Origin of the sequence: Caballeronia sp. LZ003 (assembly GCF_031451465.1) — a bacterium.
GTDB lineage: Bacteria > Pseudomonadota > Gammaproteobacteria > Burkholderiales > Burkholderiaceae > Caballeronia.
Genome location: NZ_JARUXJ010000010.1, coordinates 1 through 2,450 on the forward strand (window position 1 = coordinate 1; position 2,450 = coordinate 2,450).

Below are 2,450 nucleotides of genomic sequence, written 5' to 3' on the forward strand. Positions count from 1 at the left end.
CGATCGGCATCGTGACGAGCAAGACGCGGGCGTGCCGACGACGTTGGATGCTTCCACTTTCAAAGCGCTCGTCGTCTATCGCCAGGCGCTTCGCGCAGTCACCGCTCAACCCGGTTTCCCGAAGCACATCGAGTGGCCGGTGTCACCCCTGTAAATCTCTCATTTGGAATCCACATATGCCGCTGAAAAAAAACGTTGAAATCGCCTCGATCGGTGTCCCCGCATCGTTTCATGTTGTCCGCCGAGTGACTGTTGATCTGCAGTTGAAGCAGAGCATCGTCGAGGTCGCAAGCTTCTACAACCGCGAGGTCGCGCAACAAGGCGCGCAGTCCATCGGTATCGCTACCGTTCAGGTGGAGGGCGTGCCGGGTAAGGGCGAAGACCTGACTCGGTTTGCCGAGCGAGTGCTGATCGAGCCGCCCCCCGAGCGCATCGACCCGTCCGCGCTCCCGCCCAATCGGTTCGTGTTCAGCGACGCCGATGTGGTGCCTGACATCACAGTACCGTAAGCCTCATCTCCCGTATCTACTCACCCTCATCATCGGAGTTTCGCACCATGCCAACCGACTATCACCACGGCGTTCGTGTTATCGAAATCAATCAGGGCACGCGACCCATTCGCACCGTGGCCACCGCTGTGATCGGCGTGGTGTGCACGGCAGACGATGCGGACGAAAACGCCTTTCCTTTGAATACACCGGTTCTGCTCACGAACGTCGTCGACGCGCTAGGTAAAGCTGGAAAGAAGGGCACGCTCTCTACCACGCTTCGCGCCATCGGCGCGCAGACGAAGGCCCTTACTGTTGTCGTGCGGGTGGCCGAAGGTAAGGACCAGGACGAGACGGTCGGCAATGTGATCGGGACCGTGACGAGCGACGGCCGCTACACCGGCATGAAAGCTTTTCTCGCCGCAAACGCGAAGCTTCATGTCACGCCGCGCATTATCGGTGTGCCGGGACTGGACCGGCCGGAAGTCGCCGCCGCCATGCTGCCGATTGCGCAATCGTTGCGCGCGATGACGTATGCGTTCGCTTGGGGGTGCAAGACCAAGGAGGAGGTCGCCGCGTATCGAGACCAATTCGGCCAGCGCGAGATCATGCTCCTTTGGCCTAACTTCATCGCCTGGGATAGCGATGCGAAGAAAAACGTCGAGGTTCCGTCAGTGGCGTACGCATTAGGTCTGCGTGCGAAGATCGACGAGCAAATCGGTTGGCACAAGACGCTCTCGAACGTCGCCGTCAATGGCGTGGTGGGCATCTCGGCTGACGTCTCGTGGGGTCTGCAAGATCCGGCTACCGACGCGGGTTATCTCAATGAAAAAGGCGTCACGACGCTCATCAACAAGGACGGCTTCCGGTTCTGGGGCTCGCGTACCTGCTCCAGCGATCCGCTCTTTGCGTTCGAGAACTCGACGCGCACCGCACAGGTGCTCGCCGATTCGATCGCGGAAGCACAAATGCCCGTCGTCGACGGGCCGCTTCATCCGTCGTTGCCGCGCGACATCATCGAGACGATCAACGGCAAATTCAGGGCGTGGATTTCTCAAGGCTATCTGATCGGCGGCTCGGCCTGGTTCGATCCTGCCCCCAACACAACCGACACGTTGAAGTCTGGGCAGTCGTTCATCGACTACGACTATACGCCCGTGCCGCCGCTTGAAAACCTTGTGCTGCGTCAGCGCATCACCGACCGGTATCTCGCAGACTTCGCCTCGCGTGTGAGCGCGTAACGATTTGCCTTAACCGTTGGCGTCACCGTGACCAGCTGCGTGACCCCTTCAAGGAGCTAAAAACATGGGTATGCCTCGCAAACTCAAAGGATTCAACCTGTTTCACAACGGCGAAAGCTTTATCGGGCAAGTTGCCGAGGTTACGCTGCCCAAGCTCACCCGCAAGATGGAGGACTATCAGGGCGCAGGCATGAGCGGGCCGATCAAGATTGATTTCGGTCAAGAGGGCATCCAGATGGAATGGACGTGCGGCGGCTTGATGCGTCCTGTACTCGCCCAGTATGGCGTGACCACGCACGATGGCGTGTTGCTGCGCTTTTCCGGCGGCTACCAGTCCGAAGACGCAACCAGTGTCGATTCAGTCGAAATCGTCATCAAGGGTCGGCATAGCGAGATCGAGATGGGCACAGCGAAGGCCAAAGACGACACCGCGTTCAAGGTCACGACCGTCGCGAGTTATTACAAGCTGACGATCAACGGGCAAGAGCTCATCGAGATCGACTTCATCAACTCGATCGAAAAGATCAACGGCAAGGATCTATTGGCCGCGCTGCGCAAAGCGATCGGGATTTGAGCTGGGACGCAGCGCTCCCAGTTCCTTCACCACTTTGACTGACAGAACCGAATATGGAAACCAATCAAATCGATAACGAACCGAAGGCCGATGCGAACACGCACACGCTCGACACGCCATTGGTGCGCGGCGAGCAGACCATCACCA

Annotated in this window: 4 protein-coding genes; all 4 read left to right on the plus strand. The window is 58.7% G+C overall.

From position 1 onward, the window contains the following. Positions 1 to 31 precede the first annotated feature (31 nt). A complete protein-coding gene (locus tag QCE79_RS39420) occupies positions 32 to 154 on the plus strand; it encodes a phage tail assembly chaperone (RefSeq protein ID WP_404989454.1) in 123 nt (40 codons plus the stop codon). 22 nt (positions 155 to 176) lie between these two features. Next, positions 177 to 509 (plus strand): hypothetical protein, encoded by a 333-nt coding sequence (locus QCE79_RS32290; protein WP_309851336.1) that lies wholly within the window; start codon positions 177 to 179, stop codon positions 507 to 509. Between the two features lie 47 nt (positions 510 to 556). Further along, on the plus strand, positions 557 to 1,729 hold the full coding sequence (locus QCE79_RS32295) for a phage tail sheath protein (RefSeq protein WP_309851340.1): 1,173 nt from the start codon (positions 557 to 559) through the stop codon (positions 1,727 to 1,729). A 64-nt stretch (positions 1,730 to 1,793) separates the two neighbouring features. Beyond that, the gene (locus tag QCE79_RS32300; RefSeq protein WP_309851341.1) at positions 1,794 to 2,303 is read left to right on the plus strand and encodes a phage major tail tube protein; all 510 of its coding nucleotides are present in this window, start codon (positions 1,794 to 1,796) and stop codon (positions 2,301 to 2,303) included. Positions 2,304 to 2,450: the final 147 nt, after the last annotated feature.

Excerpts from the sequence above, each read along its gene's own strand:
- QCE79_RS32295 (WP_309851340.1), top strand. The coding sequence starts at position 557 with ATGCCAACCGACTATCACCACGGCGTTCGTGTTATCGAAATCAATCAG.
- QCE79_RS32290 (WP_309851336.1), top strand. The coding sequence starts at position 177 with ATGCCGCTGAAAAAAAACGTTGAAATCGCCTCGATCGGTGTCCCCGCA.
- QCE79_RS32300 (WP_309851341.1), top strand. The coding sequence starts at position 1,794 with ATGGGTATGCCTCGCAAACTCAAAGGATTCAACCTGTTTCACAACGGC.